The sequence below is a fragment of the Vibrio mexicanus genome (genome assembly GCF_001012815.1).
Lineage (GTDB): Bacteria > Pseudomonadota > Gammaproteobacteria > Enterobacterales > Vibrionaceae > Vibrio > Vibrio mexicanus.
On the sequence record NZ_JYJP01000060.1, the window covers coordinates 1 to 23,415 of the forward strand.

Sequence of the window (23,415 nt, forward strand, 5' to 3'; positions counted from 1 at the left end):
ATACGAGACCAAATCTTCTATTGACAGTACCTAATCGCTTTCCAGTGGGGCCAAGGCATTTTTTTTTGGAGTCTGGCTCAGCTACTGCGGGGGTGGCATATGATAAATAGACATTTAAATGAGTTTATGAGAGCTCCATATAACATCGCTTCAGGAGACCAGTTTGCGGAATTTATAGACGATAACCTTACTGCGGGAAATTACTCTATCAAAGGGAGTGGGAATGGTTTTGAGGTTAAAATTGAGGTGGACAATAGCCACTTTGTCAGATTACAGGTTGGAAGTAACGGATTTATTGTTACTGCGATACCAGAATCTGACCATACCCCTTCGATTATGCATCCTAATACATTTTAAATGATGGGATGGACCTAGGTACGCATATTAGGTACATCTGTGTCAAATAGCTGCTGTGCATCTTGGTTCTTTTGTATAGCTGAGAACCTTTATTGGGCTAGAGGGGGGGACAGACGCCCTAATTGGCCCGTGGTATTGCTTGAACACACCAGCTCAAAGACAGTCAAGACATATATGCACGTGACGACAAAGGTTTTTGGTAATACAAAGTCGGCGCTGGATGAGGTGTGATGGTGAAAGGCAATGGCTGATTAACAGTGTTCATTTATCGGTAAGGTCAGGGGTTAAAAAAGAGCCATTTTTAGTAAAGAGGTAGTCGAGTTAAAGTTCACGGTGGCTTCGCCACCATGTTATAGGCAATGAAAGAAAGCCTATAACATGCGATAAAGCCAAATTAAAAAAGGTTTGAGATATGTATGCACAAGTAGAGAAGTCGAAAAAGAATAGAAATAAAGTGGTTGCTAATTCTGTTGTTCAGAAGAAAAGTAATGTGAGGAAAAATATTGTATTCATGGATAACCGCTCGAATAAAAAATACAACCATACAATGCAATTGAAATTTGTTGGGGATGATGCTGACTGGATGGGAGACGTAAGTGACCAAGTTATTCTTGATAAGTTTGGTTCAACAACTGGAGATTTATGGAAAGCACTAAGAGATAGCGGAGATCTCGTAATAGTAAGAGGCGAGGGTTCCGGAGGAAGTTTTAGTTTCAACGAAAAAAAATTAACCATTTCAAAAAATTGGTTAGATGCCGTCAAGGACTATGTGAATAATGGAAAAGTATCCCCATTCTCGGTAGGGCAATATCAGCTTTTACTCATGAGTTGTCGCATGCGCACGATCATTTTATAAAAAAAGAAACACCCCAAGGCAAAAGTAAAGCCGACGACTCATATGTTGGGGCGGTGTTAAAAACGGAGTTAAGAGCATGGATGCGGGAAGCACTATCCGCAATAGAAAACTGGAGAGAGAAAGGGGTAGCTTCAGGAGACGAGAACGATAAGTTAATCAAAAGTTGGTGGGGTGTGTACTATACTATGATTGATAATAAAAACATTTTAAGTCTAGACTACACGAACAATGAAGTCATTGGGCGGTTAAAATCTTATTTTAATAAGAATAAAAGCACAACAACTACCACCACCTTAGAGACCTTTTTACAAGATGAAAGCAATGGCTTAATAGATGACATAAAAGATTATTCTAAGCAGATCCGTAACAAGTACACAAGCAACGATAAGACGCTTCGAGAGATTGCCCAGAATATGATTGCTAAATAGCATAAGTCAAAATTCAATTGCTTATTTGGAAGTTTAGTGGGACAGAAGTGGATTAGTGGGACAGACACCCTAAGAAACGTCTTTCGATAACTAACAAACCAATCGATTACATCTAAAAAGTAGGGAACTCTTGAAACAGGAATGTGGGCTTTTCTAAGCTAATTGTGTGAACTAAAGTCAGCGTATTACAAGAAGGATCATGCATGACAACCGCACGTAGCCAACAATTAGCTTTGAAGCCACACCCTATCATCACTGTGTATCGCCTATCCTGAAAACCTTAGGCTTTGAGACGCTCATTTCTGTGTGGCTTTGATGCCACGACCCAAACTAACTACGAACGCCGAAAAGAGTGGACATCCTTTCATTTGGCTCCCGTTATGGTTCAAAGAAAATTACGCGGAGAAAAACTGACCAAACTAGAATGACGGGGAGATCAGCATTTTAAAAGCTGCGCGTAACACCAAAGACGACCCGTTCAATACTTTTGCTTTGCCACTGTCGCTTGAAAGTGGGCTTACTGTACAAAGCCATACAACGAAAACAAAAACCTCCCGATGACTGGGAGGTTCATTTTTTCAGCCGCTGAATCGACTATAAAGAATCCACACAATTTGGGTAGAGGGCTTGGAAGCCTTCTGAGTACTCACAGCTTCTTCCGCCAGCTTGGCCACCTGAATTTCGTCTAAAGTGGTTACCACGGTTTTCAGCTAGGTTCTCATAGAACTTCCAAAGGTGCTCTTGGCCTTGCATACACTCAATCGCCGCCTTTTTCTTTTCCCATACTTCAGAAATGTCTAGGAAGGTATTGGGTTTCCATTCCATCTGTTCACTTTGGTGCGGTTCGAACATGTAAACCTGTGGTGCACCAAGTACTTTCTCGCCTGGGTTGTGGCCCCATGCTTGCGCAATCATGCGGCATTGCAGTACAACTTCGGTGGTGTACATATGATCGGTATTGTAAGGGTCCCATTTTGAGTGGGTTAGGATGAACTCTGGCTGAACTTCGCGAATTAAATCGACTAGCTGGTATTTGCCTTCTTTATCAATTTCAAGTGGATAGTCGCCAAAATCAAAGAATCGAATATCGTTTACACCCAATGCGTTGGCCGCTGCTGTCGCTTCTTGATGACGGATGCGTTTTACGTCTTCTAGCGTCATGCCTTCTTGTTTCCAAAGTTTTGCCGATTCGCCACGCTCACCGTAAGAAAGGCATGCGATGGTTACTTCGTAACCCAGTTGTTGATGAAGGGCAATTGCGCCACCGCAGCGCCAAACAAAATCTGCGGAATGTGCACTGACGACGAGAGCTGTTTTTTTTGTCATGATGAGATCCTTTACTTCCTAGGGGCTCACTCTTGTTAAGCGAGCTAACTGTTCGTTGTTATGAGAATTAGAATTCTTCGGTATCAATTTCTGCTTGAGTCACGGTGTTATAGCGACCTCCGGAAAAGGCCGATTGCAGTATGGTTTGGTCGATAACCTCAAGCAAAGAGTTGGAAATGGCGTATTTTTGCCCATTCCAGTTATCTTCTAAGTGTTTGAAACTTGTTGTACCAGGGAGCACGATCGAGTTAGGCTGCTTTGCTAAAAGCCATGCAATGGCAAACTGCGCAAGTGTCGGCTCTGGCAAGTGTGCGTTTTCTTCGGCGAAAACTGCCTTCAATGATGCGAGCTTCTCAATCACCGTAAGGTTGTGGTCAAAGTGATCGTTGCTAAACCTTGGCATTGCGCGGCGGATATCGCCGGCTGCAAATTGATTGTTGGTTAGCGTGCCGGTCAGGATTCCACGCCCAAGCGGAGAGAACGAGACAAAAGCTGTGCCCAAGTCTTTGCAGGCATCAAGTACCGCAATTTCAGGGTTGCGTGACCACAGCGAGTACTCTGATTGTACCGCCGCAATAGGGTGTACTGCGTGCGCTTTGATTAAGGTATCGGCAGATACTTCAGATAACCCAATGTGTCGGATTTTACCTTCGTCTACTAAGCGAGAAAGCTCGCCCACACTGTCTTCAATAGGGACGTTTTTGTCCCAACGATGAAGGTAATACAGGTCGATTACATCGGTGTTCAGTCGCTTTAGTGAGTCTCCGCATGTTTTACGCAGTGTTTTGGGGCGTCCATCGATGGCACGTTTACCATCAGGGCCTTTAAACATGCCGCACTTACTGGCGAGAAAAAACTCGTCTCTGCGATGCATAACTGCTTTGGCTAGTAGGGATTCATTGGTACCGAAACCGTAAAGCGCTGCCGTGTCTAGCATGTTATAGCCAGTATCTAACGCTTGATTAAGCAGTGATATGGCGTGCTCTTCTCTTGGGGGAACACCATACGCATGGGATAGGTTCATACACCCCAATGCAACAGGTGCGAGTTTTTCCGCACCTATAATAGAAGTGCCTGTCGTAGTCGTGTTTATGGTAGCAGTGCCGATGATAGCCATAATGGTTTCCTACGCTTCTAGCAGTTTTTCTAGTTCATTCAGTGTTTCCATTGCAGGAAGGCAACTTGCCACACTGGAATTTGGTTCGCGACCCGTGCGAATGGCATCAAAGAACTCGCGATCAATAAGCTCAATACCGTTATTTGAGACGGCAACGCCTTCAAGGTCGATTGGGTTATCGTAGCCATCGAATAGGTCATCGTAGCGAGCGATGTAGGTACCTTCTTTACAGATGTAGCGGAAGAATGTGCCGAACGGCCCTTCGTTGTTGAACGAAAGTGATAGGGTACATAGCGCACCAGATGGCGTTTTCATGCCAATGCTCATGTCCATTGCGATGTTAAGCTCTGGATGGATAGGCCCTTGTAGCGCTTGCAGCTTATTCGCTTGCTCGCCCACCTGGTATTGGAACAGGTCTACCGTATGGCAAGCGTGGTGCCATAGTAGGTGATCGGTCCATGTTCTTGGCTCACCTTTAGCGTTGGTGTTGGTGCGACGGAAGAAGTAGGTTTGAACGTCCATCTGTTGAATGGTCAGCTCGCCTGCTTGGATTTTGTTATGAATCCACTGATGGCTTGGATTAAAGCGGCGAGTATGGCCAGCCATGGCAACAAGCCCTGTGCGTTTTTGCGTTTCAACGACTTTGTAGCTGTCCTCAATGTTGTCTGCCATTGGGATTTCAACCAGTACGTGTTTCCCAGCTTCCATACAGGCGATGGCTTGTGAAGCATGCATTTGAGTTGGCGTTGCTAGGATCACTGCGTCAATTGAGTCTTGGCTTAACGCTGCACTAAGTTCGGTATACCCAACCGCTTCCAATTTTAGCTCAGTGATCAGTTCGTCGAGTTTGTCTTGCTCTGGAGAAACCAGCGCCGTGATGTTTACGTCAGAAATTTCGAGCACCGCATCAATGTGCTTGCGACCAAAAGCGCCCGTTGCGCCAACAATGCAAACGTTCATAGTTCTTCCTTAATTAATTATTTTTTATTCAATAGAATGAGTTGGACAGTGTTTAGTCCAAGCGAGCAAGCATGGCGTCAGAAAGCTTTGGCATTTCTTGTTCAGGCTGATGATTGCTCAAATAATCGAGTATGCTTTTTTCAAGCCCAGCACGTTTGGCTTCACTGACACATTGGTCGGTTAAGGTTTCTAGGCCCTCAAACCAAGTCGCGCCGATGGTATTCATCATGGTGGCATCACCTGCTTTGTCAGAAACGACGTAAACGTCGAAGTTCAACTGCTTAAGTGATGCTGCAGCGCGTAGGGCTTCTGCTCCAGATATCAGGACTGAAATCGAACAAGCTTGTTCGTTTAATGACGAAATAATCGCGACGTCAATGTAATGAGTGTCAGCATGAAAATTCGACGCTAATTGCTGCTTTGAATCTGGCGTAAGTTCACTGCAATCGAAGAAATAGCAGCCAGATTTTAGGCTTTCACGAACTTGTTCTATTGCGTCTTGAACATCGCTAGGTTCAACGGTGCAAAAGATAAGTTCTGCACCCATTGTTGCTTCGTCTGGATAGAAAGTCCCTTGAACGCCGTGATTGATGTACTCCATCAGTAAAGATTGCTTTTGACTGCTTGATTCGATTTTATTGTCGTAAGCACATAAGACATCGGGCATTTTAGATTCCCAGCGCTTAATGAAGCTTTTTGCTATGTCGCCAAATCCAATAAAGGCGACTCTAGATATTGTTGCCATATGATTCGCTCTCTCGTACTACGTTGACTTGTGAAAAAAATAGCATTTGGTACAGAGAGCGAAAAATCATTTAAAGTGAGAGGGTATTCAGTTTTGATAAAAAATAAGCACAACAATGGCGTAAATTAAGCATGAGCTGCACACCATTTTGACGCAGCAATTGAACAAAATAGGACTGCACAGACGTGGCATGCCAGTTTTTGCGCATCGTAAGCCCAATCGGTCGAGATTGGCTACGGCATTCAAAAGGTAGGATTCTAAACTGGCCCTCATCGAGTTCACGTTTAACTTGATGTTGTGAGAGTATGGTTAATCGGTCACTGCCCATTAATAATTCCCTCACTAGCATTTGAGAACTGGCTTCGACAAGCCGTGAAGGGGCTTCTTCGTCATGGGCGGTAAATATCTCTTCAAAAATACTGCGTCCAGGCGTGTTTAAACCTGATACAACCCAGCTGGCTTCCTTGAGGTCGGAAATGGAGAGCTTTTCCTTTGACTGCAATGGGTGGTCTTTACGCGACAGTATGGTGTTTTTAGATTGGAACAGTGTTTCTTGACGAATATCCGTGCTAGGGGAAGGAAAGCGCAGTGCCCCAATAAGAATGTCGATGTTTCCATGACGCAAATGGTTAAGCAAATCGGGGTAAGGGCCATCAATAACTTTAATCTGGCAGTCCGGGTAGTCTTCTAGAAATTGATTCATCGTTTGGGGTAAAAGACAGGTTCTCGCTAATGGTAAGCAGCCAACTGTAATTGTACTTTTATAGTTTTCTTCTAATAGTTCGATCTCTTCGATGCCTTGATTAATTTCTATAAAAGCAAGCTTACTGGCAATGACTAATATTCCGCCTGCTTTGCTTATTTGTATTCCGTTACTACTTTTTTCAAAAATAGTAATAGAAAGAATATCTTCCAAGTCCTTTGCCGCACGATATACCGACGATTGTGATACTTCCAATATTCTACTGGCTTCTGTAAAGCTTCCACCATTGGACACCGCAATTAGAGCTTTTAATTGGGTGGTGGTAATGTTGTACAGATAGCGTTGAACATTGCTTTTTCTTTGTCCGTTGGCTTGCTTAAGGCTATCGGCAATGCCCTGACTGATCGTATCTAGAGCGCGGTCGATCCTTTCTGAGAATACTTCACCTTGATCGGTGGGAGTCATACCGTCCGATGCTCGCTCAAACAACTCACAGTTCAATGATTTCTCAAGCTTTGATATTGCCTGCGTGATTGCTGGTTGGGACAGAAAAACTGTTTCTGATGCTTTACTGATACTCCCCGTTTTCACCACTTCTGAGATCGCTCTTAGATGACGTAAGTTAGGCACTTTAAACATAATGGACTCTACTTCTTGTTGTATTTGCAAGCTTTATCAATTGCTTAATTAATATTTATATTTATAGTATTTAATAGCTTGATTATATGTTTATCAATCTATCTATGTTTTGTATTTATTATTTGTGTATTTGTAATTATTGAGGATTGTCTATTGTGTTAATGATGTCTCTCGTTTTTGTTTTGTTGGTACAATGTATGTGAATTAATTGTGACTTCCTGTGACTTCATTCAATTTTTTATAAATGTATTTTAAAATTGACATTGCGATGTTTTTCTAACTCTTATTGCACTTTAAAATTGTTTAACTGATTGATTTTTAATGTATTTAATGCTCAACAAAGGCTTGGCTTTATACTTTGTATTGACAGGGTTATCTAAAATTTGAATAACTCTTTCACTATCTGAATTGTTGGTTGTTAAATCTTGGTGATAGGTTGATTCCTGCTGAAACAGGAGGTTTAACAATGAAAACAATTAAAACACTACTCGCTCTGACCCTTCCGCTTGCTTATGCTGCTACCACTAGTGCTGCCGTTGATATCACAATTGGTCACGTAGATTCGCAAGATTGGACAATCTCGAAGAAGGGCGCTGCTACTCAAGTCTTCAAAAACATCGTTGAAGCAGAGTCAGGCGGACGAATCAACGTGAATGTGTTCCCATCAGGCCAGCTAGGTGGTGAAACGGAACTTCTTCAATCCACACAAGAAGGTATGCTCACCATGACTATGGTGTCAGGGGCGTACTCAAAGTTGTGTAAAGAGGCGAATGTCTTAGAAATCCCATACCTATTCCCTTCAGAGCCCGTGGCTTGGGAAGTGCTAGATGGTGAATTTGGTCAGAAGCTCAATGAGCAGTGTTTAAATACCACGGGCCTACGCAACTTAGCTTATGGTGAAACAGGTTTCCGTCACTTCACGAACTCTAAACGAGAAATTCGCTCGCCTGAGGACATGAAAGGTCTGAAGATTCGCGTTATGACAACGCCTTTATACGTGGAGTTAGTCAAGTCATTGGGCGCAGAACCAACGCCAATTTCCTTCCCTGAAGTTCCAGCGGCACTGACAACAGGTGTTATTGATGGTCAGGAGAACCCGGTCAGCGTTATTAACGCAAGTAAGTTCTATGAGCTGCAAGAATACATCACGCTTGATGGGCATGTGTACGGAACTGACTTCCTGCTGATTAATGACGATTTCTACTCGTCTCTGAATGCTAAAGATCGCGATATTATCGACCGCGCTGCAAAAGTTGCAGGTACGGTGGGGCGTGCTATCCAGCAGGTGAACTCAGCTGAAGGCCTCGAAACCTTATCGAAGAAAGGGATGAAGATCACTTCACTGTCTCCAGAGCAATTGAATCAATTCCGAGAAGCGACGCAGCCACAAGTGATCAGGTGGTTAGAAACGTCAGTTGACCAGAAATGGATTAATGGCGCTTTAGAGGCTGTAGAAGCAGCATCTAACTAACTCGCTAGTCGCCATTGCAATGCTTAGGCGTTGTGATGGCGCTTGTTTTACGGGGAGGACTCTATGATTGGATACTACAAAAAACTGCTCGCGATATTAGCTGGCTCATCACTCTTCACGCTGTTTGCTGTCATGCTCGCAACCACGTTTAGTCGATACTTCTTCAATATCTCCATTCTATGGGGAGAAGAAGTCAGCAAGTACGCCATGATCTATGGTGTGATGTTTGCGATGCCGTTGTGTTATTTGGAAGGTCTACATATTAAGTTCTCTGTCTTAGATTCCGTTCGCTCGCGTGCCTTTCAGAAAGCGTTGGAAGTGATTGTTGACCTTTCCGTTTTGGCAAGCTCGATTATTTTAACTTGGTCTGGGTATCAGTTTGTTCTGCGACGCGGTGGGATTGAATCCCCAGGAATTGGCTTGAGCATGAGCTACTTTCAGTCTGCTCTGGTGATTGGCGGAGCTTGTCTTTTCATTGCCGCTATCATGCGACTTGGTTTGCACTTGAAGCAGTTACGCTTTTCTTCCGCACCATCATTGACTCAAAACGATATTTAAGGAGCGACCATGCCTTCAATTGCTTTAATGGGCACCATGCTAGTATTTGGCGTGCCATTGGTATTTAGTATTATTTTGGCGATGTCGTTTTACATCTCGGCCACGCCAATCTCAATCAGCCTAGTATCTCAACGTATTTTTAGTGGTCTTGATTCCTATTCAATTCTTGCAGTTCCGTTGTTCGTACTTGCAGGCGAACTCATGAATAAAAGTGGTATTACTAGCCGTATTATCGATTTTGCCAATGCGTTAGTTGGACACTTTCGTGGTGGCTTAGCGCAAGTGAACGTATGGTCGTCTGTAATGTTTGCGGGGATATCTGGTTCTGCCGTAGCCGACACATCAGCACTAGGGCGAGTCTTCATTCCACAGATGGAAAAACAAGGCTACAGCAAGGAGTTTTCTTCGGCTCTAACCGCGGCTTCTTCCGTTATTGGCCCGATGATTCCACCGAGTATTCCGGTTATTATCTACGCCTTGATTGCGAGTGGCGTTTCAGTTCCTGCGCTATTCTTGGCGGGAATCGTACCTGGGCTGCTATCAGCTATGGCGCTATCGCTATTTGTGTTCTATTACGCAACGCGTAACAATATTGAAGCTCGTGTCGAGCGTACAAGCCGCCGAAAAGCACTGATTAAAGCTTTCATTCCGTTGACGATGCCGATTTTCATTCTTGGCTCAATTTTGATGGGGATTGTTACTCCAACCGAAGCGGCTGCATTTGCTGCATTCTATGCGCTGATGGTCGGGATGTTTGTCTACAAGTCACTGAAAATCAGCGACCTACCTGAAGTATTCATGCGTTCGATGCGTGATTCATCGGTTGTCCTAATTCTTATTGCTGTTGTGGCGGTAGCGAACTGGATTTTGACTTTCTCTCGTGTCCCGCAGCATATCAGTGAATACGTGTTGAGCACCATTTCAGACCCAATCATGTTTCTGATTATGGTTAATCTCATCTTGCTAGGTGTTGGCCTCTTCCTAGAAGGTATTGCCGCCATGCTGATCTTGATTCCTATTTTTCACCCTATAGCGATGAGTTTTGGAATCGACCCAGTGCACTTTGGCACAGTAGTGATTTTCAACCTGATGATAGGCCTTATCACACCGCCAATGGGGATCTGTCTGTTCGTTTCAAATACCATCTCGAATGTGGGTATTGCCAAGATTTCGAAGCAGGTTATTCCTTTGTTCTTACTGGAAGTGGCCGTATTGTTCTTCATCACTTTCGTGCCGCAAAGCGTGCTCTTCTTACCAAATCTGTTTGGATATTAGCTAGGAAATCCTATCAATTAGGGAATCTGTCTAAAGCAAATAACTCCCACGAGCTCTTTAGCTGAGCTCGGGGACCAACAAAAGTGACGATTGATTCTGCGAGCATTGCGAGCTCGCAGGGGCTTTGTTCATCTAAAAAACGAGTGACTGTATGCCTGTCATAGAAATATTACTGCCATTGTTCATCTGCGTTGCAGTAGGGTTTATCGCAGTTCGACGTGCATTTGTGTATGAGAAATTCATTAAAGATGTGAGTCGCTTTGTGCTTTATATCTCGCTACCTGCGGTGATCTTCATTAGCGTCACTCAACTTGATTTGCAGCAGGCTATGAATGGCAATTACGTCTTGGTGTATGCGATTTCTGGCTTACTTAGTATGTTATTGGCTATTTACGTTAGTCGAAAGTTTTTAAAATTAGGTTGGCTAGACACTTATATCAATAGTCTTGGAAGCGGAATGCCAAATAGCGCGTTCGTTGGTTTTCCTATCATATTGGCTATCTTCGATGGTGGTATGGCGGAAGCTTCTTATTAGTAGTGCTAGTTGAGAATCTATTGTTCATTCCTTTGAGCCTGATTCTGCTAGAAACAGCAAGTGGTCAAAATACATCGCTCAGTCAGAGGTTAATGACCATCTTTGACCGGCTACGCAGGAACCCAATTATTATTGCCATTCTGGTTGCCATTACAGTCAATGTCATGGCGATTCAAGTTCCACTAGCCATACAGTCCAGTGTCACCATGTTTGCGCAAACGTCCATTGCCCTCGCGCTTTTTGCCATAGGTGGATTACTTGCGCAGTCGACAAAGCTGGTTCAAATACCGCGCTTGTCCGTCGTCGCCATCATTAAGTTGGTGATGTTCCCATTGTTTGCATTTGGGTTGTTATACCTGTTCCCAGTAGAAGGCGATTTGGCTGTGGCATTACTCATCTTTAGCGCCTCACCCATGCTTTCGATTTATCCGATTCTGGGCGGGCTGTATCAACAACACACTTTTTGTACCAATACACTTGTAACAACAACTGTGGCGTCAGGGGTATCCCTGTCCGTTGTTGTTGCCCTTATTAGTTAGAAGAATAAAAAAGGTTAAGTCATGGAAAAACTTAGAATTTCAGTTGCTGGAGCAGGGCTCATTGGAAAAACACACATCAAGTTGGTGGCGGAAAGCAACCAATGTGAATTGGCCTCAATCGTCGATCCATCACCGGGTGCGGTTGATGTTGCTGAGCAATATGGCGTACCCGTATTCGATAGCTTGGACGCACTGTTTACTCAAGACAAACCAGACGGTGTCATTCTCGCAACGCCTAATAAACTACACGCACTTCAAGCCCATCAATGTATCGACGCAGGTGTGCCAGCGATTGTGGAAAAGCCAGTTACGGATTCGATTGAAGACGGAATTGCTCTGCTTGACCGAGTAACGCAAACACAAGCGAAGTTGTTAGTTGGTCATCATCGAGCTTATAGCCCTTTGTTGGAGACGGCGCGTTCTGTTGTTGAAAGTGGTGAGCTAGGCAAGCTTGTCTCTGTAACGGGCAGCGCCGCCTTCTACAAACCCGATTACTACTTCAACGAAGGGGAATGGCGCAAAGTAAAAGGCGGCGGTCCAATTTTGATCAATATGATTCATGAGATTGGTAACTTACGTTATCTGGTCGGGGATATTGTCGGCGTACAAGCACTGAGTTCAAACGTGGCGCGTGAATTTGAGGTGGAAGATACGTGTGTCATTTCGCTACGCTTTGCAAATGGCACTTTAGGGTCATTTGTCCTTTCCGATGCATCCGCAAGCCCTCGCAGTTGGGAGCAAACCTCTCAAGAGAATAAATCTTACGCGACTTATGAAACGGAAGACTGTTATCACATTGCGGGAACCAATGGCTGTCTGTCTGTACCCACTATGCAGGTAAAAAGTTTCGCAAATGATGTGACTCCATCATGGTGGAACGCGATGGAAGAACGAAGTGAAGCTATCAACCGAGAAGACCCTTTGAAGCTGCAATTAGAGCATTTCTGCTCGTTGATTCGCGGACAAGAAACAAAACCACGTGTGAGCGTTCGTGATGGCCTTCAGAACCTACTCGTGATCGACGCCATTATTCAAGCTTGTGAAAGTGGTGAATATGTTTCAGTTCGAGAAGTTCAGAAACAACAAGAGCTAGCTACCGCTTAATTATGCGTTAAGGAGATGTAACAATGAAATATTCAATTGCAACTGTTTGCCTTTCCGGCACGTTAGAGCAAAAAATGCATGCGGCAGCTAAGGCAGGCTTCCATGCTATTGAGATCTTTGAAAACGACCTGACGCAATACCGTGGTTCAGCGGCCGACGTCAAACGCATTGCCGACAGTCTTGGGCTGGAAATTTTAGTTCTACAACCTTTTCGCGATATGGAAGGGATGCCGGAGCCGCTTCGTCGAAAGAAGTACAATATGCTTGAGCGCAAAATAGAGATTGCTCATCAGCTAGGTACTAGCCGATTGATGATGTGCAGTAACGTTCATCCGGCATCCTCACCGATTGCAGAGCAATGTGCTGATGATCTGCATGCGTTGGCAATGCTTGCTCAGCATGAAGGCATGCAGCTTGGCTACGAGGCTCTAGCATGGGGACGCCATATTGCCGATTATGATGATGCGTGGAACTTGGTAAAAATGGTCGATCACCCTAACTTAGGTGTTGTATTGGATACGTTCCATATGTTTGCTCGCGGCAACACGTTGGATACGCTTATTAACGATATTCCGACAGAGAAAATTGCCTTAGTTCAGGTAGCTGATGCGCCGAAAATGCAGATGGATATCTTGCAATACAGCCGTCATTACCGCTGTTTCCCAGGGCAGGGGGACTTCCCAGTAATCGAATTCGTTCAGGCGCTGAAAGACAAAGGCTATAATGATTATCTTTCACATGAAGTATTTAATGATGATTTCCGTTCATCTTCGCCAATTAAAAAAGCGGTGGACGGAGTTCGATCACTCAAGTGGCTTGAAGACCAAACGAATGATGAGTTTGACGCTCCACAAATTCATGATTTGAGCTTTATTGAATTTGCTGTGCAAGACAGAGAAAACAACGGATTTTCGGATGTGCTTGAGTCACTGGGTTTTGAGAAAACTCATACACACAAGAGCAAGAATGTCGATCTTTACCACCATGGCGACATTAACTTTGTATTCAACTATGAAAAAAACAGTAATGCACAAAGTTATTTGGAAGGGCATGGTGAATCGGTGTGCGCTTTGGGTGTTCTGACTGACGATACACGTCGTTTGGTTGAATTGGCCATGCGTTACAATAGTCCAACTATTCACCAACCTCGCCAAGAGAATGAGCTAGATATCCCAACGCTCAGAAACTCCGAAAATCTGTTAATTCACTTGCTTGACCAAGCGCAAGCTGAGCGCTTTTACGAAGTCGACTTTGAACCCGTGGCCAACCATAAAAAGTCTGACCCTAACTTTGTTCGCATAGACCATATTGGCCAAGTGGTTCCGTCAGAGAACTTACTCTCCAACTTGTTCTTCTACAAGTCGATATTTGGCTTTGTACCGGAAGAGAGCTACGACCTTCCAGATATTAATGGCCTTATCACCAGCCGTACGATTAAAAGCCTAATAATCGTATTAAAGTGGCGCTCAACAGTACTAGTGCCAAGCGTACACAAACTCAGCGATTCTTGAATGAATCCAATGGCGCGAGCATCAACCAGATTGCTCTTGAGTGTGAGGATATCTTTACGGCAGTCAACAACTTGTCGCCTATCTACCAGCTGAAGATACCAAACAATTACTATTTGGATATTCAAGCACAGTTCGATTTAAGCGACGAATTGATTCAACGATTGAAAGAGAACAACATTCTTTACACCGAAGACGACACAGGCAGCTTCTATCATTTCTACACTAAGGAGATAAATGGCTTATTCTTCGAGGTTGTACAACGAGTTGGCAGCTACCAAAAGTATGGTGAAACCAATGCCTTTATTCGCCTAGCCGCGCAAGCGGATCGTTATTAATTGGTGTTAGTCAAAATGCTTCCTGTCGTTTCTCAATAAAGGTAGAGGAGCGGCGGGTTGCTATTATTCAGCCACCTAAATTTTCTATTGTTGACTCTTCGCTAATCAATTCGAGTAATAAAAGTTTGCTCGTCATCGACAAAAGCCACATATCCACCGTGATAAATAAACACGCGACCACGCCCTTCCACTACGCACGCAAGCTGTGGGTTCAAGTCTTCCTCGTTATTCTTGCTTTGAAAAGTGCCAGTATCGGTGATGACACCACTGAGTTTTGGTAAGAAACCATAGGCGCGTTTGGCTTGGTCTATCAAGCTGAGTTCGCTGGTGGTGGAAAAACAAGAAGGAATTCGACCAGCGTCTTCGATAAATAGAGGCTTCAGTTCTTCAAAAGCCGTAATTACCAGCCAGTCAATATCGTTGACACGATGGATAAACATAGATTTTCTCTTTGATGTAGATGCGGGGATATTATCACTAACAGGGGAGAGAACGTAGTAGATAATGAACTGGTAAAGGTGGTGATTCTACGCTATGTCCAAATATTTATTAGACACTTTGAGGCACATTTTTGTCCCGCATATTTTCACACCTAAACAATCCTGTTATGTAAAATGGGCCGCATTTGAACACTACACAAGTTAATCAATTTTCTGTTATCTTTGTTTTCAATAAGCTGATGGTGTTAAGAGGCATGGATGACGACAATTTCTGATGTATCCCGTATGGCAGGCGTTTCGAAAGCGACCGTATCGAGAGTCATTAATGGGACAGGACAAGTCAAAGAAAGCACAAAAGAGTTAGTCAACGCAGTAATGAAAGAGCTTAATTATAAGCCAAGCTCTGTAGCGAGAGCATTAGCCACTCGAAGTGGTAACAGTGTCGGTCTGGTTTTGTCCGATTATACGGGTAGCTATTTTGGTATTCTACTTAAGCAAGCATCTGTCAGTGCAGATGAAATGGGTAAACAGTTACTCATCGCAGATGGTCACAATCAAGCAGAGAGTGAGTTAGAAGCTGTTCACTCTTTGGTCGAAAAGAAGTGTGATGTGATCGTTCTTTACAGCCGTATGCTGTCTGCTGAGCAAGTCATTGCGTTAAACAAATCGATAGATATTCCATTGGTCAATGTAGGGCGAATATTGCCTGACGAGGCGGGATTCTCAATTGCATTTGATCAAAAAAATGCGGTTGAACTCGCTTTTGATCACTTAATTGAGTTGGGGCATAGAGATATCACTTATATTGGCCCAGCTCCAACTACCCCGACGTCCATATCTCGAATAGAGGGTTTTTCACTAGCGAAAGAGAAGCATCAAAGCCTCACTATTACTTCTCGTATAAGCCATTGTTCATTTGGTTTTATTGAAGGTTATACGACAGGAAAACAACTATTAGAAAACGGGGAGTACGGCAGTGCAATGCTTGCGGCTTCTGACGATATCGCTGTAGGTTTGATTAAAGCTTTCACTGAGCAAGGAATATCTATACCCGACGAGGTATCGGTCGTGAGTATCGATAATGACCCATACAGTGCCTTTGTTACCCCAGCTCTCACAACGGTTGATCTCCCAATCCAAGCCATTATGGCTAGAGCAATGGAAGTGGCTCAAAAGTTGGCTCAAGGAGAAGTAAAGTTTGAGTCAGAAATGATGAAAGGCTATTTAGTTTTACGAGATTCTACTAAACAAAATTAATAGCCAGTTGTGGGCTATTCAGGCTAACTACACAGTACACCTATTTTCCCTGATTTTAGCGATGCTATTTTTGAAATGGCATCGCTTTTTCTTACAATAAAGGCTATTAATCGATCTGTTTTCTGTTTAAAAATTGATCAATTAATAGTGGCGCACGTCTCATTTTTCTCTCCATTTGTTTTAAAAGTATTGATCAATGTTGCATATGCGGTTGATTAATTAGCGATGAAAATTTACTTAAGTTATAAATGTAACCGGTTTCCGAAACCGGTTACATTAAGTTTCGGACTAGAAAATACCTAAGGAGAGGATAGATGAAAATATTCTTATGCTGTGCGGCTGGCATGTCGACGAGCATGCTTGTTGCGAAGATGGAAGATACTGCGAAAGAAAAAGGGCTGGAGTGTGAAATCTCAGCTCATTCTATTTCAGAGTTTGATGAATGCATTCAATGGAGCGATGTGTGCTTAGTTGCGCCCCAAGTGAAGTTCAAATACGAGGAGTTTAAGAACAGCGCCGCAAGCATTGGTAAAGGGTGCGGGCTAATCAACATGATGGATTACGGCATGTTGAATGGGGAAGCAGTGTTAGCACAAGCACTGGATCTGTATCAAACGCATGCAACAGTGGAGAAGTAAGACAATGGCTATTTTTGATAAAGTACTGAGTTTTGTGGAAAATGTCGTCGCTCCAGTGGCTGGCAAAATCTCTGCTCAAAAGCACGTTAATGCAATTAAAGATGGCTTTGTTTCGACGATGCCATTTTTAATTGTAGGGTCAATGCTATTAGTGTTGGCGTTTCCTCCCTCTGAGGGAAACGCATTTTTCGATGCATGGCATGGCTTAATTGAAGTCATCGGTTTTGATAACATCATGGCGCCATTCCAACTAAGTATGGGTATCTTTGCTTTATACGCTGCTTTCGGCATCGGGTTTAGTTTAGCTGAAGCGTATAAACTGCGCCCAATGAATACCGGCATGTTGTCCATGTTTGCGTTCTTGCTTGCCGCAGCACCTATGGTCAGCGTCGATATTGGTGGTGTATTGCCGGGCGCATTTCTTGGTGGTACGGGGGCGTTTACGGCCATCATCTGTGGTCTATTTGTTCCGGAGATGCAGCGTTTACTGATTAAGTACAACATCCGAATCAAAATGCCTGCAGCGGTGCCACCAAAGATCTCAGCGTCGTTTGATTTGCTTATCCCAATCGTATTCATTTCAGTCATTGTCATGTCTGTGAACGTCTATTTGAACCAATATGGTATGAAGATTCCTTCAGCTATTATGGAACTGTTCCAACCTCTCGTTCTCGCATCTGATAGCTTCATCGCATGTTTAATTGCCGTACTACTGGTTCAAATGCTGTGGTTTAGTGGTATTCATGGGGATCGGTTGTTGGCGGTATCATTGGCCTATGCTTCTCATCAACTTAGGGTTGAACCAAGAAGCGCTAGCTGCAGGTGAGCCGCTTCCTGCCATTTTCATCAACCCAGTAATGGACTTCTTCATCTTTGTCGGGGCGCTGGTGGTACTTGGGGCCTCGTAGTATTGATGATGCGCTCTAAAGCCACTCAACTGAAAACCATCGGTAAAATGTCCATTATCCCAGGCACATTTAACATCAACGAACCGGTTATTTTTGGTACACCAATTGTAATGAACCCAATTTACTTCATTCCTTGGATGCTTGCGCCAACACTAAATACCGCGATTGTATGGATGGCATTTAAGTCGGGTTTCCTAGCAAAAATCATTGCGATTCCACCTTGGACAATGCCAGCACCAATCGGCGCCATCATTGCAACGAACTCAGGTACTGCCGCGTTAGTTGTACTAAGCAGCATTGTTGTGAGTGCGATTGTTTTCTATCCATTCCTTAAAGTTCATGAGCGTCAATTACTTGCCGAAGAAAAAGCAATGGAAGCGAAGACCAAGCCAGCAACAGAGACAGTAACGGAAGGTGGTTTAGATGCAGTTCGAAATTAATAGTGAATCTGAAATTACAGAAGAGTTTCTGATGACCCTCCTTTGTCAGGTAGGTGAAGCTCGCTCTTCTTTCATGGAAGCAATGCGCGATGCAAGAAAAGGGCAATTCAAGCAGGCTGAAACTTATCTTAAATCTGGAGATGAAGCTCTAGTCAGTGTGCATAAAGCTCAAACATCTTTGATTGGCTTCGATGAGGGGCAGGCAAGGTCACGATGACCTTGATCCTGACGCACATTCAAGACCATATCATGACAACGATGTTGTGCCGCGAATTAGCGGAAGAAATCGTCGCCATTCATCATCAGTTACAAAGGAGTCAAGCTCGTGAAGAAGCGCATATTTGATTACACGGCAGAGGATGTTCGCAATGCGTCGCGTGAACAGATTTTAAATAGCATTCGAAACTCTGAAGGTCGAACAATCATGGTGGAGAATGTGGTTTCCATTACCCCACCCATTGATTTAGTGTCAGGGCCGGAAATTGCTGCGGCGTTCGGTGGAGACATGATCACACTGAATTGTTTGGACGTCATGGACCCAAAAATCAAAGTACTGTCTGAGGTGGCAGACGAGTTCATGACCATTGAACAGGTTAAAGCGTTAACTGGTCGCTTAGTGGGTTGTAACCTAGAACCTGTACCGGCTGACGTAAGCCATGTAGATGTCGGTCGAACGGTGACCAAAGAAACGGTTGAACGCGCCGTTGAGCTTGGTCTTGATTATGTCATGTTAACCGGAAACCCAGGCAACTGTGTCACGCAAGAAACAATTATGGATGCGATTGGTTTAGTTCGTAATGTTTCGAAAGAGATCATCATTGTTGCAGGCAAAATGCACGCTGGTGGCGTAGGAAACGATTATAACTTAAACATCGTTCCAGGGTTTGCAGAAGCGGGGGCCGATATCATGATGTTCCCAGCACCGTACACCACACCAGGTGTGTGCGCAGACATGGCCAAAAAGATGATCTCCGCGGTACACGAAAGTGGCATGTTGGGCATGCTAGCGATTGGAACATCGCAAGAAGGCGCGACAGAGTCTTACATTGAAAAAGTGGCGATGGCCTCGAAAGCTGCTGGTGCGGATATCGTTCACATCGGCGATGGTGGATACAGCGGTATCGCCCCTCCAGAAAATATCATGCGACTTGGCCTGACCCTTCGTGGTCGTCGCCACCAATTTAAACGCATGATCAACCGAAGATAACTTCTGTTGGCCATTAAGGCCGATATCAAATAGCAAGGTTCATCCTAATGAAGAATGAACCTTTGCTATTACGTTCGATTAAAACCCTCATTTATTTGTGTACACATGGGCAGTTTGTTCATGTGAATTAATCATGGAGTGAATTTAGAATGAACAAGTTAAGGTTACCATTAAAACTGCTAACGATTGCATTGGCTTCCAGTATGGCAATGCCTACCACTGCGCTTGCGGCTACCCATCACCCGCAGGCAGAACAGTTAGATTTGTTATGGAAAGTCATTGACCACAACATCGGTGAAAACAAGTTTCTTGGAAGTTTGACCATTACCAATAATGGCTCAGAAGCACTTGGTGAAAGTGGCTGGTCACTGTACTACAGTTCGGTTCGACCACCAGCATCTGTCCTACCGCTAGACAGTGAAGATGGAAACCTTGCTCGTGCAGAGATAGCAGCTCAGAATCTTGTACTGAAAAATGCTGATACATCGAAAAGTGGCGACTATTTTGTTTTAGAGCCTATTTCTGGTTTTGAACCAATTTATCCGGGGAATCTCGCGAAATATTTATTACAGCTCAGTATTGGCAAATGCTAAAGAATGACTCTCCGTCGGGTTTCCATATCTCGTTTAATGGTGAGGCACCAAGAGCTGTTTCTGTAGACGTTCACATGGACCCATCAGATTTTAAGCAAACTAGGCAAAGCATACATGACACGATGCCAGTCCAAACCCCAGCACTTCGATTTGAAGAAAATACAACTCCAACGATGGAACTTGCTCTGAAAAACCAAGTTGTTCCTCAATTGCAGTCGGCTCAAGATAAAGATGGTGCGTTCCTTACTTTACTTGGGTGGATGGGAGCGATCAACGCACCGGATAGCCTAAGCAATGAAGCGTTGTATCTACAGAGTGCATTAAAAGATCTTATAGTGGGTGAGTTCCCTATTAATGCAGGACAAGTTGATACCGCCAATTTGATTACACTTAAATTGAACCCAAGTTTAGATACTGACTCCGACGGCACGCCTGATAGCGAAGGTTATCGTATTGATATTGATCCGTTTAATGGCATTGTGATTGAAGGTAAAGATGCAAGCGGTGTGTTTTATGGTATTCAAACTTTAAGGCAACTAATACCGAAAGAAGTGTATAAAGCGTCTGTAGTAGGAAACAAAATGCAGCATGCGGTATTGCCTGCAATGAGTGCATTGGATGCGCCTCGTTTTGAATATCGTGGCATGATGCTGGACGTCGCTCGTAACTTCCAAAGTAAAGAGACAGTCTTGAAGCTGATTGACTTGCTGGCCTATTACAAAATCAATAAATTCGAAATCAACATTGCCAATGATGAAGGTTGGCGTATCGAAATTCCGGGAATTCCAGAGCTAACAGAATTTGGGTCAAAACGAGGTTTTGATACGGAAGAAACTACCATGTTGCACACGTTTATGGGTTCGAGTAATGAGTTTCAACCGGGTGATGGCATTGAAGGTAAACCAAGCAATGTCGTAGAGGCCAATAATGGTGTGGCACCAAAATACCAAGGCTTTGAGATCGCCCAACAAAACTATCTAGGTAAAGGTTGGGGCTATTATACAGTTGAAGATTTTAAAGAGATCCTGAAATACGCAGCTGACCGTCACATAGATGTTATTTTGGAATACGATTTTCCTGCCCACGCGCGTGCAGCGATCAAGGCTATGGAGTACCGCTACAATAAGTACAAAGACAGTGACCTTGTTGAAGCAAATCGTTATCGATTAATTGATCCACTTGATGAATCGAAATTCTATACGCCACAGTTTTATACCGATAACTTAGTGAATCCATCCCTACCTGGTACATATGAGTTCCTAAACAAAGTGATAAGCGAAACCAAAGCCATGTACGATTCTGTACCAGAAGCGAAAGCTACTCGTCTTCATGGTGGTGGTGATGAGCTGCCTCACTTAGGGCCAAATGAGTGGTGGGCGAAGTCTCCAGCTATACAAGACAACCCGGAAACCGCAGGAAAAACAGACGCAGAATTGTTTGATTACTTCTTTGTTAAGTGGGCGAACATCATTCGTCAAAATGGTTTTCAAATGGCGAGTTGGGGTGATGTACTGACTCATAATGGAACAGGAACCGCAGACTATGGTGAAGTCTTCCCAATATTTTGGAATAACGTGTGGGGATGGGGAAATGAGCATCAGTCTTATGTGTTTGCTAACCAAGGTTACAAAGTCGTTCTGTCTCATGCGACAAATTTGTATTTTGACCTCGCTTACAACAAGCATCCAGACGAAGTGGGTTATCACTGGGCCGGCTACACAGACACGAAGAAAACCTTTGAATACCGTCCTTTCAACATTTACGTCAATGGCAAAACCGACAAGTTAGGTAATGCGGTGCCTTGGAATCCAGCGTGGGTACATTTGTCTGAAGAGGGCAAGAACAACATATCCGGATTGCAGGGGCAGCTGTTCGCTGAAAATGCAAAGTCGCCTGAAATCATGGAGTATTTGGTCTTTCCTAAATTACTCGGTGTAGCAGAGCGTGCATGGGTGACCGATATGCCCATAGAGGATCAGCCAGATGCAAATGGTAAAACAGCAATGGATCGCGCTTGGGATGTGTTCTCGAATACTCTCGGTAAGCATGCATTAGCCAAATTGGAATACATCCAACCCGTTGATACATATAATCAAATTGATGAAACTGTTGGAGTCAACTACCGTATACCACTACCTGGTGCGGTAGTTGAGTCGGGTGAATTGACGATTAACACGCGATTCCCTGGCTTACAGAATCAGTATTCCCTTGATGATGGGACAACATGGATTCCTTACTATGGGTCAGTTGATGTGAGTCATGCTACAAACGTAAAAACTCGTAGCGTTACCCACTCGGGCCGCAGTAGTCGTGTAGAAAGCGTTCAGCAGTAAGCCGCTTTCACATAGTAGGAATAAGCCAGTCGCCCCCTATGACTGGCTTTTTTGTGTGCAACTGGTTAGTTCACGTTGATTAACAAATGCGATAAAATTTGTAGCGTTTCTAATTGTGTTATTGGATAACCTTCAGCTGTTCAAAAGCCTTCGTAAATACACAAACTGACCAACGAAATTTTTTCGAAAGCCTAACAAATACCGGGTAGTGTCATCAGTGACTTCTGTTTATCTAAGATAAAATCGATAAACGTCGACAGCTTTTTAGATTTGGTTCTCGACTCATGAAATACAAGGTAAAAACTGATCCCATCGGGCCATAGTGATTCACACACTGGAACTAATTCACCTTTAGTTATCGCAGAATGGGCATCGAAGTACGGTACATATATTAATCCTAAACCTGCTTTAGCCGCTCGTACTGCTTGCTGAGGAGATTCGAGTAACAATCCCGATTTCGGAACAATAGCGTGCAGTTTGTTGTTTTGCTTAATCAGCCATGGAAAGCCTTTGCCTTTAACGCCAATGTTTATCACCTCTTGATCCTGCAGCCAGGCTAAATCTAGACAGTCGCGGTGTTCCTTGAGCCAGTTCGGTGACGCATAGATCCCGTATTGCAGTTCAAACAAGCGGCGTTGTTTTAAGTCGGAATTGGATAAGGGGCCTTGGCGAAAAGCGATATCAATTCTATCTTCATAAAAATCAAGGTTTTCGTTACTGCCAACGAGTTCAATGTTGATTTTTGGGTAAGTGGATTTAAACTCAATAACCCAGTCACTGAGTGGCCAATCAACAAACTGAAGAGGGGCGGTGATACGTAATGTTCCAGAAACTTGGGATTGATTGTCTTGCCAATCTTTTAGTGACTGATAGCCTATTTCGAGTTGTTTGGTTAGCGTTAAATATTCATTGCCAGATTGAGTGAGTTGCATGCTACGAGTGTTTCTCACTAATAGCGTCGTTCCCAATTGACTCTCTAGATTGGCGATGCGTCGGCTCACCGTGCTAGTTGGCACCCCTAATTCAGTCGCGGCTTTCGAAAAAGATCCCATTCTGACCACTGTTGAAAACCATAAGCTCGCTTCAAGATCCATTTTTATCCCATTTTTGGTAAGCAGGCTCTCACTTTATCCTACTAAT

General features: G+C 43.9%; 22 protein-coding genes and 2 pseudogenes. 17 read left to right on the forward strand and 7 right to left on the reverse strand.

Features of this window, described 5'->3' with window-relative positions; translation table 11 throughout:
• The first annotated feature begins 769 nt into the window (after positions 1-769).
• Together UA76_RS09365 and UA76_RS09370 are read left to right on the forward strand one after the other, a co-directional pair.
• Positions 770-1,213, forward strand: coding sequence for a hypothetical protein (locus UA76_RS09365; protein WP_047045277.1), 444 nt, complete (start codon positions 770-772; stop codon positions 1,211-1,213).
• An 80-nt stretch (positions 1,214-1,293) separates the two neighbouring features.
• A complete protein-coding gene (locus UA76_RS09370; RefSeq protein WP_047045279.1) occupies positions 1,294-1,641 on the forward strand; it encodes a hypothetical protein in 348 nt (115 codons plus the stop codon).
• A gap of 594 nt (positions 1,642-2,235) precedes the next feature.
• On the opposite strand, the gene UA76_RS09375 is transcribed toward UA76_RS09370, so the two are convergent.
• From UA76_RS09375 to UA76_RS09395, 5 genes are all read right to left on the reverse strand, one after another.
• Complete coding sequence (locus tag UA76_RS09375) at positions 2,236-2,967, reverse strand: PIG-L deacetylase family protein (RefSeq protein ID WP_047045281.1); 732 nt, start codon at positions 2,965-2,967, stop codon at positions 2,236-2,238.
• A gap of 67 nt (positions 2,968-3,034) precedes the next feature.
• Positions 3,035-4,084, reverse strand: a complete 1,050-nt coding sequence (locus UA76_RS09380) for an aldo/keto reductase (RefSeq protein ID WP_238322240.1) — start codon at positions 4,082-4,084, stop codon at positions 3,035-3,037.
• A gap of 9 nt (positions 4,085-4,093) precedes the next feature.
• Positions 4,094-5,044 (reverse strand): Gfo/Idh/MocA family oxidoreductase, encoded by a 951-nt coding sequence (locus UA76_RS09385; protein ID WP_047045284.1) that lies wholly within the window; start codon positions 5,042-5,044, stop codon positions 4,094-4,096.
• A gap of 52 nt (positions 5,045-5,096) precedes the next feature.
• Positions 5,097-5,789, reverse strand: coding sequence for an NAD(P)-binding domain-containing protein (locus tag UA76_RS09390; protein ID WP_047045285.1), 693 nt, complete (start codon positions 5,787-5,789; stop codon positions 5,097-5,099).
• A gap of 70 nt (positions 5,790-5,859) precedes the next feature.
• On the reverse strand, positions 5,860-7,131 hold the full coding sequence (locus UA76_RS09395; RefSeq protein WP_047045288.1) for a LysR family transcriptional regulator: 1,272 nt from the start codon (positions 7,129-7,131) through the stop codon (positions 5,860-5,862).
• Between the two features lie 466 nt (positions 7,132-7,597).
• On the opposite strand from UA76_RS09395, the gene UA76_RS09400 reads away from it, so the two are divergent.
• The 8 genes from UA76_RS09400 (at position 7,598) to UA76_RS24595 (ending at position 14,459) form a co-directional block, all read left to right on the forward strand.
• The gene (locus UA76_RS09400; protein WP_047045289.1) at positions 7,598-8,602 is read left to right on the forward strand and encodes a DctP family TRAP transporter solute-binding subunit; all 1,005 of its coding nucleotides are present in this window, start codon (positions 7,598-7,600) and stop codon (positions 8,600-8,602) included.
• Positions 8,603-8,665: 63 nt separating this feature from the next.
• Positions 8,666-9,160: a TRAP transporter small permease gene (locus UA76_RS09405; protein WP_047045292.1), complete on the forward strand. Its 495-nt coding sequence runs from the start codon at positions 8,666-8,668 to the stop codon at positions 9,158-9,160.
• A gap of 9 nt (positions 9,161-9,169) precedes the next feature.
• The gene (locus UA76_RS09410) at positions 9,170-10,435 is read left to right on the forward strand and encodes a TRAP transporter large permease (protein ID WP_047045295.1); all 1,266 of its coding nucleotides are present in this window, start codon (positions 9,170-9,172) and stop codon (positions 10,433-10,435) included.
• A gap of 151 nt (positions 10,436-10,586) precedes the next feature.
• The gene (locus UA76_RS24585) at positions 10,587-10,970 is read left to right on the forward strand and encodes an AEC family transporter (RefSeq protein ID WP_238322241.1); all 384 of its coding nucleotides are present in this window, start codon (positions 10,587-10,589) and stop codon (positions 10,968-10,970) included.
• Between the two features lie 2 nt (positions 10,971-10,972).
• Entirely contained in the window at positions 10,973-11,509 is a 537-nt protein-coding gene (locus UA76_RS24590; protein ID WP_238322242.1) for an AEC family transporter, read from the forward strand.
• A 21-nt stretch (positions 11,510-11,530) separates the two neighbouring features.
• Positions 11,531-12,613, forward strand: coding sequence for a Gfo/Idh/MocA family protein (locus UA76_RS09420; protein WP_047045298.1), 1,083 nt, complete (start codon positions 11,531-11,533; stop codon positions 12,611-12,613).
• 23 nt (positions 12,614-12,636) lie between these two features.
• Entirely contained in the window at positions 12,637-14,124 is a 1,488-nt protein-coding gene (locus tag UA76_RS09425; protein ID WP_238322243.1) for a sugar phosphate isomerase/epimerase and 4-hydroxyphenylpyruvate domain-containing protein, read from the forward strand.
• Entirely contained in the window at positions 14,121-14,459 is a 339-nt protein-coding gene (locus UA76_RS24595) for a hypothetical protein (RefSeq protein WP_238322244.1), read from the forward strand. Before UA76_RS09425 ends, UA76_RS24595 begins: the two co-directional genes overlap by 4 nt.
• Positions 14,460-14,560: 101 nt before the next feature.
• Here the strand turns inward: UA76_RS24595 and UA76_RS09430 are convergent, their stop codons facing one another.
• Positions 14,561-14,899: a hypothetical protein gene (locus UA76_RS09430; protein ID WP_047045301.1), complete on the reverse strand. Its 339-nt coding sequence runs from the start codon at positions 14,897-14,899 to the stop codon at positions 14,561-14,563.
• A gap of 258 nt (positions 14,900-15,157) precedes the next feature.
• Between UA76_RS09430 and UA76_RS09435 the strand changes: the two genes are divergently transcribed.
• The 7 genes and pseudogenes from UA76_RS09435 to UA76_RS09460 all read left to right on the forward strand — a co-directional run bounded on the left by UA76_RS09435 (position 15,158) and on the right by UA76_RS09460 (position 22,275).
• Positions 15,158-16,156: a LacI family DNA-binding transcriptional regulator gene (locus UA76_RS09435; RefSeq protein WP_047045303.1), complete on the forward strand. Its 999-nt coding sequence runs from the start codon at positions 15,158-15,160 to the stop codon at positions 16,154-16,156.
• A gap of 314 nt (positions 16,157-16,470) precedes the next feature.
• Positions 16,471-16,794, forward strand: coding sequence for a PTS sugar transporter subunit IIB (locus tag UA76_RS09440; RefSeq protein WP_047045305.1), 324 nt, complete (start codon positions 16,471-16,473; stop codon positions 16,792-16,794).
• A 142-nt stretch (positions 16,795-16,936) separates the two neighbouring features.
• Positions 16,937-18,142: pseudogene (locus tag UA76_RS09445) on the forward strand (PTS sugar transporter subunit IIC).
• Positions 18,126-18,487: pseudogene (locus tag UA76_RS09450) on the forward strand (PTS lactose/cellobiose transporter subunit IIA). The pseudogenes UA76_RS09445 and UA76_RS09450 overlap by 17 nt, the downstream one beginning before the upstream one ends.
• Positions 18,468-19,349, forward strand: a complete 882-nt coding sequence (locus UA76_RS09455) for a DUF7916 family protein (protein ID WP_047045308.1) — start codon at positions 18,468-18,470, stop codon at positions 19,347-19,349. Before UA76_RS09450 ends, UA76_RS09455 begins: the two are co-directional and overlap by 20 nt.
• Positions 19,350-19,498: 149 nt before the next feature.
• Entirely contained in the window at positions 19,499-19,942 is a 444-nt protein-coding gene (locus tag UA76_RS24600) for a hypothetical protein (RefSeq protein ID WP_238322245.1), read from the forward strand.
• Positions 19,936-22,275 (forward strand): family 20 glycosylhydrolase, encoded by a 2,340-nt coding sequence (locus UA76_RS09460; protein ID WP_238322246.1) that lies wholly within the window; start codon positions 19,936-19,938, stop codon positions 22,273-22,275. Before UA76_RS24600 ends, UA76_RS09460 begins: the two co-directional genes overlap by 7 nt.
• Positions 22,276-22,466: 191 nt before the next feature.
• On the opposite strand, the gene UA76_RS09465 is transcribed toward UA76_RS09460, so the two are convergent.
• Positions 22,467-23,369: a LysR family transcriptional regulator gene (locus tag UA76_RS09465; RefSeq protein ID WP_047045311.1), complete on the reverse strand. Its 903-nt coding sequence runs from the start codon at positions 23,367-23,369 to the stop codon at positions 22,467-22,469.
• Between the last annotated feature and the right edge of the window lie 46 nt (positions 23,370-23,415).